Raw genomic sequence first — 6,289 nt, forward strand, 5'->3', positions numbered from 1 at the left:
AATTATAAAGTATTACATTAGGAGTTTATTTATGAATTATAACGATGATGACTCAATTCTTTATCAAGATGATTCTATGTTAAGACCACCTCAATTTACAAACTTCAATCCAATGATTCCTAATCCTATTCCCGGATTTCCAGGTGGTCCATCTCAAGGAAGTAACTTAAATATAGGTCCACCACCTAATTTTATTCCTTCTAAGGATAGTGCTGAAGTTAAAAGTTTAAATCAAGGTTCAACTGGAAAGAGTAAAGGAAGTGGTTCTCAAACTAAGGCTGTAAGTCCAGGCTCCATTAGCTTTTGCTTATTTAAATTTACTTATATATGGGAAAGAGGAGGTAGAAATTACTGGGCCTTCTTATTAAATGTAGATAGAAGAAGTGTTTCTGGATTACGTTGGTTTAGAGGAAGATGGGTTTACTTTGGTGTAGACCTAAATAGGATAGACTCATTTATATGCTATAGAAGTGAAGTAAATGATAAGAATGGTTTAAGAAAAGAATCATTAACCACTGCTAAGAAAGAGTTTACAACAGATAATATTAAAAATACTTATTCAAAGGTTTTATCTTCTATTGAAATACCTGAAGAAAGAAATGACTTTTTAGAAAATTACTTAGGAGAAGTAGAAGGAAATGATTTAACTGTAAAAATACCATGTAAACAAAGAAGAACTATAAGTTATAGAATAGTTCTAGAAGTTAAATATCCTGAAAGTTTTAATAAGGATATGATAGATGAAATTAATAATATAGCACTTGAAGCATCAAAGGAAGCAGCAAAATCTTTGGATGAATTTAGAGACAATAAACACTTCTTAACTCCTTTAGAGATATTTAATTCATCAGCAAAAAATATAGGGAAATCTATAAAAGTATTTTCTGAAGAATTTACAACTAAATTAAAAAAACTTAAACTTCCTAGAGAAGAATCAAAAGAAATTGAATACACTATAGTACAAGAAAAAATAGAAGAACCTTGGCGAGTAATTTAGTGCTTCGCTTCGCTAGCACAATGAATGATGAATAATTAAAAATTAAGGAAAAAAACTCCTAAAGGAGTTTTGAAAATTATAAATTGAGCTACTATTGCGGTAGCTCAATTTTCTTATTTAGCTTCTAGTTTTTATTTATAGGCAAATTTTCAATCCTATAACCAATTTCTTTATTTGCCATTCTATAACCTTCATCAATCATTTCTTCTCTGGTCATTTCATTACCTAATAAAGCATCTATAGTCAACTGAGACCTATCTGGAAAATACTTATCTAACACTCTTTCATCTATGTAATCTTGATCTTTAATACTTAAATCATCTAAAATATGCATAACATTAAAGCCTACTTTCTTTAAAGCTCTACCAACTAAAATACTTCTATGACATCTTATAGGATCTTGCATAGCTCCAAGTAAAGCAATTCTATATCCCTTATTACAACCATCCCTAAGTCTTTCTATACCCTTAAGAAAATCTTCTTCTTCTACTACTTTTTCAAAGTCAGAATATCCTTCTTTATTATAAGAAATCTTATTTATTCTCTTTGCTGCTAGCTCCTTAGCCATATAAATATATATAAAGCCTGCCTTTGTTAAAGTATATTTTATTCTTTCCTTATCAAATTGAACATTATATTTAGAATAAGGAGTTCCTCTAATATCTACAACAGTATTAATATTGTAATATCTTAGCATCTGTATTAACTTTTCCATTGTATAATTTGAATGACCTATAGTATATATATCCATATTCTTCTACTAACTAAAAAGATTTAGTAATTCCTCCTCTGTAATTGAATTTAATTTATTGCCATTTAACATATTTCCATCAATAATTTTGCTTATTAATTCCTTCTTTTCTTCTTGTAACTTTATAATTTTTTCTTCTATAGTATCTTTTGAAATTAGCTTTATAACTTCTACTACATTTTTTTGTCCTATTCTATAAGCCCTATCTGTAGCTTGGTCCTCTACTGCAGGATTCCACCATGGATCAAAATGTACAACTATATTTGCAGATGTTAAATTTAGTCCTACTCCACCTGCTTTTAAAGAAATTAAAAATACATTTGTTTTACCTTCATTAAATTCTTCAGCTAGTTTTAATCTTTCCTTTGCATTTATACTTCCATCTAAATATAAATATTCAATATTATTATCTTTTAACTTATTTCCTATTTTATTTAAAGCTGATGTAAATTGTGAAAATATAATTATCTTCTTATTGGCTTCTATACCTTCATTAACTATTTCTTCTATTGCCTTTAGCTTAGAACTTTCTTCTTTAAAGTCTTCTATTAAAAGCGAAGGATCTAAACATAATTGGCGTAATTTTGTAAGGTAAGATAATATTAATATCTTATTATCTTTATTTTCCTTAAGCCTAATCTTAATTTCCTTCATAGAGGAATTATAAACTTGTCTTTGTTTACTTGACATTGGAATTATATATTCTTTTTCAATTTTCTCAGGTAACTCATCTAATACTTCTTCTTTTAATCTTCTTAATATAAACGGAGAAATAAGCTCCTTTAATTCTTTTAAATCTTCATCATTTCCCTTAACAAATTTATCTTTAAACTTCTCTACAGAAAATAAATACATAGGCATTATAAAATCAAATATTGACCATAATTCAAGTAAATTATTTTCAATAGGAGTTCCTGTTAAAGCTATTTTACAATTAGCTTTTATAGATTTAACAGCTTCTGAAATTTTTGAAGCTTTATTCTTAATATTTTGCCCCTCATCAATTATACAAAAATCAAAATCCTTATCTTCATACAAAAGCAAGTCTCTTCTTAAAGTTCCATATGTAGTTAATAAAACATCATAATCTTTATAACTGTCTAAAAGAATATTTCTCTCCTTTAAACTACCATGAATAATCCCAACTTTTAAACTTGGTGCAAATTTTTCAAACTCATTTTTCCAATTATATAAAACAGAAGTAGGTGTAATTATTAAACTCCTTTTTCCTTCCTTAGATAGTAATAATGCTATAGTTTGAATAGTTTTTCCTAGTCCCATATCATCTGCAAGAATTCCTCCAAAACCTAAGTCTTCAATAGATCTTAGCCAGTTATACCCTACTTTTTGATATTCTCTAAGATTTGCATTTAAATTTTCTGGAACAATATATTCTTTATTTTTATTTTTCAACTTTTCTAATAAAATATTTATTTTTTCTTCTCCAGATATAAATGGAAGCTTTTTATTATTTATTTTATTTTCTAAGCGAATTAAATCAAATTTATCTATATCTATTTCTTCCTTATAAATATTATTAAATAAATTTAATTCTTCTAATGTTCTAAAAAATTCAGTTACTCTTAAATCCTTTAAATCTAAGAAACTATCTTTTTTAGTTCTATAAAAAGGACTTGCCATTTTTATTTCCCTTAATACTTCTGGAATTTCTTCGTATTCTAAACCATCTATTCTATAATCAAAATAAAATCCTTCATTATATTCTCTTAATGAGCTAGTAATACTTTTAGAATCTATTAACTTAATATTTTTAAAATCCTTAGATAATATTACTCTTCCTATTTTATTTAAAAATTCTAGTCCTTCTTTTAGTAATATATAATTATCTTCTTCATTTCCTATAAAAATAAATCTTTCATCTTTCTTTATAAACTTATATCTTTCAAGAGCCATTTCTAGCTTTTCAATGGCTCTTTCATCCCTAATACCATCTAATTTATTAATATATTCTATTTTTAAAGTACAAAAAATATTAGGCCCTTCTTTTTCTATATAAAACTTAGGTGTATTAATCTTATTTACTTCACCCTTAATACTTTCATCTATAATTATATCTTTTGATACTTCACCTAAAATAAATACTATCTTTTTTAAATTTTCATCTGTACTTTTATAAACTAAATTATCTTTTTCTTTTAATTTTTCATAAATACCTTTGTAATATTTTAATTGTTTTTCTGAGGGTAAGTATATTTTCTTATCATAAAGCCATATATCTTTATTACTATCTAAAGGAATTACACTTTTCTTTTGAGATTTTACTACTATTGCTTCACCCTTTTTCTTTATAGTAAAAATTAAAGGAATATCTTCCTTATAAATTTGAGATGTATAATTCATATAATCAAAATTTAAATTAATAATCTTTTTACTATCAATTAATACTAAAATCTTCTTAAGCTCATTATCATAAATCTTAAAACTTCTTCCATTAACAATTCTGCTTCTATCTTCTTTAAACTTTTCCCTTAAAAATTCTATAATTAAATAATCCTTATATTTAAATTTATTATCTTCATCAAATAAGAATTTTCCTAAAGCTTCAATTGCTATAGTTCCCTCTTTTCCTGCCCTTAATTCAAGATAATATTCATTTTTATTATTAGTCTTAACTTGCTTTAATTTTATATTAAGATTTAAAGACTTATTTAAATCTTTTATATTTTTTATTTCTTGTTTTTTAACTTTGTTAGAAACTTCATAGTAGAACTTATACATAGTTGCAATTATATGACTACAGGTATAATTTCTTATTTCTCTACTATTTTCCTCAAACTGATTGCAAGTACATTTAACTTCTTTAACTTCATCATTTAAATTAAACTTTATATGAGTACTATATTCATTTTTATTATCTAACACTCTTCCATAAATATGATAGGTATTATCAATCTTTTTACTTATAACCTTATTAACAAAACCTGCTTTAAATAAATTTTTTCCATTATTCTTAGAAATACTAGATCCTAATTTTAATAATGAGTTTATCATATTTCTTAAATTCATATTATCCCTCCTTTGCAAAGAGTACTTAATATTATATCACTATATATTTTCACTATACACTCTAAATTCCAGAAAATGTAGAAAATTATTGAACTTAATAATTAAAAGTTTAATCCAATACTTTTCCATTTTAATCTAATATTTACCTCCAATTTCCTATTGATTTTAAATAAACTAATTCCCTATAATTCTTAACAGGGGGATTTATGGATAAAATAGAACAATTACGAAAAGAATTAGAAGAGCTTTATATAAAAGAAGGCCTTACGGAAAAAGTTGTGGAACTTAGCAAGAAACTCGACGAATTAATTATTGAAATTCAATTAAAGAATAAAGATTAAGAATTATTTACAAAATGTTATTCCAGTATATGATTTTATTTTATATCACAGTCAGTCTTAGGACAGCTTTTTATTTTGTATTAATTATTAACCTTAAAAATGAAATAATTATTAATATTAACTAATTAAATAATTATCGTTAAAAATAAAAAAGGAGTTGTATTATATTGATTTTATAAATCAATTTTGATACGACCTCTTTCTCACTTTTTATATTATTTAAAGATTTTTCACTTCAAGAAGAAAATTCTTTGGATGCTTGAATTTATTTATTATCTTTAGATTTTATGCATTTTGATTTATATACGCAATACTTATTAATATCAGAGTTTTATGTATTTTGAAAGTTACACTGGGTTTGATGGATTTCATTAATAAGTACTGCTTACTTATATTTTATTACCCAATGCAAACGTTGTCAATATTTGCTGTTAATATTTTGACATTGGATTTAATATAGATGTAAGTTGACTATACTACATAAAGAAATTTCAATAAAAAAGTATTGAAATATCATAGCAAGGTGACTTGGAGCGAAGCGACGGAACCTAGATATGATATTTTAATACTTCAAAACTGAAGGATGGAAATTATAAAAGATTATTCACAGGGTAACCTCATTATAATTTCCTAAAGAACAAAAAAATAACACCCAACATAAGCTAAGTGCTATTCTCTAGACTAAATATCAAAATAAATATTTTTAATCTTATATATAAAATTTTTTAAATAATATTTTTGACGAATTATTTCAAATTCCCTTTATTTCGAGGTTTGAAGTAGCATTGCAGGATTTCTAGTTTGTATAAAATATATTTTTTTATATTTTGTTAAAAATATTTAAAACGGCTTAAATACTAGCTTTAAAGGCTATTATTGAAATTTTAAATTTATCAAAATTTATTAAAGTTCATTTTTATTTTTGACGAATTTTTGACGGCAAAAACTATTATTTTTATGTATAAAACATAATATTACTGTCTATAATTAAAATACAAGTTAATATTATTAAATCATCAAAAAAATAACACCTAGGGAGGGTATCCATTAGGTGTTATTTTTATTTTTAGTTTATGGTTTGGATTTTATTATGCACATACTTATTAATAGTGTTTGTGTAGTATACAATGAGTGTGGTTTAATAACCTTACTAATTTAATGGGTTAATTAATA

Annotated in this window: 4 protein-coding genes; 2 read left to right on the forward strand and 2 right to left on the reverse strand. The window is 24.7% G+C overall.

The window, feature by feature from the left end; all coding sequences use genetic code 11:
- The first annotated feature begins 31 nt into the window (after window positions 1-31).
- Window positions 32-997 carry a hypothetical protein gene (locus ACQPUY_RS14870; protein ID WP_430842336.1) on the forward strand — a complete coding sequence of 322 codons (966 nt, stop codon included), beginning with the start codon at window positions 32-34 and terminating at the stop codon, window positions 995-997.
- Window positions 998-1,121: 124 nt separating this feature from the next.
- Here ACQPUY_RS14870 and ACQPUY_RS14875 read toward each other — a convergent pair whose 3' ends face one another.
- Window positions 1,122-1,748, reverse strand: a complete 627-nt coding sequence (locus tag ACQPUY_RS14875; RefSeq protein WP_430842338.1) for a DUF488 family protein — start codon at window positions 1,746-1,748, stop codon at window positions 1,122-1,124.
- A 9-nt stretch (window positions 1,749-1,757) separates the two neighbouring features.
- The gene (locus ACQPUY_RS14880; RefSeq protein ID WP_430842340.1) at window positions 1,758-4,775 is read right to left on the reverse strand and encodes an SNF2-related protein; all 3,018 of its coding nucleotides are present in this window, start codon (window positions 4,773-4,775) and stop codon (window positions 1,758-1,760) included.
- A 206-nt stretch (window positions 4,776-4,981) separates the two neighbouring features.
- Here ACQPUY_RS14880 and ACQPUY_RS14885 point away from each other — a divergent pair, with 206 nt between their 5' ends.
- Window positions 4,982-5,116: an aspartyl-phosphate phosphatase Spo0E family protein gene (locus tag ACQPUY_RS14885; protein ID WP_430842342.1), complete on the forward strand. Its 135-nt coding sequence runs from the start codon at window positions 4,982-4,984 to the stop codon at window positions 5,114-5,116.
- Window positions 5,117-6,289 lie beyond the last annotated feature (1,173 nt).

This window comes from Clostridium nigeriense (assembly GCF_050585245.1).
In the GTDB taxonomy this organism is placed as follows: Bacteria; Bacillota; Clostridia; order Clostridiales; family Clostridiaceae; genus Clostridium; species Clostridium nigeriense_A.

What these genes read in the sequence shown, in the direction of transcription:
- ACQPUY_RS14870 (WP_430842336.1), top strand. Translation starts at nt 32, where the DNA reads ATGAATTATAACGATGATGACTCAATTCTTTATCAAGATGATTCTATG.
- ACQPUY_RS14875 (WP_430842338.1), bottom strand. Translation starts at nt 1,748, where the DNA reads ATGGATATATATACTATAGGTCATTCAAATTATACAATGGAAAAGTTA.
- ACQPUY_RS14880 (WP_430842340.1), bottom strand. Translation starts at nt 4,775, where the DNA reads ATGAATTTAAGAAATATGATAAACTCATTATTAAAATTAGGATCTAGT.
- ACQPUY_RS14885 (WP_430842342.1), top strand. Translation starts at nt 4,982, where the DNA reads ATGGATAAAATAGAACAATTACGAAAAGAATTAGAAGAGCTTTATATA.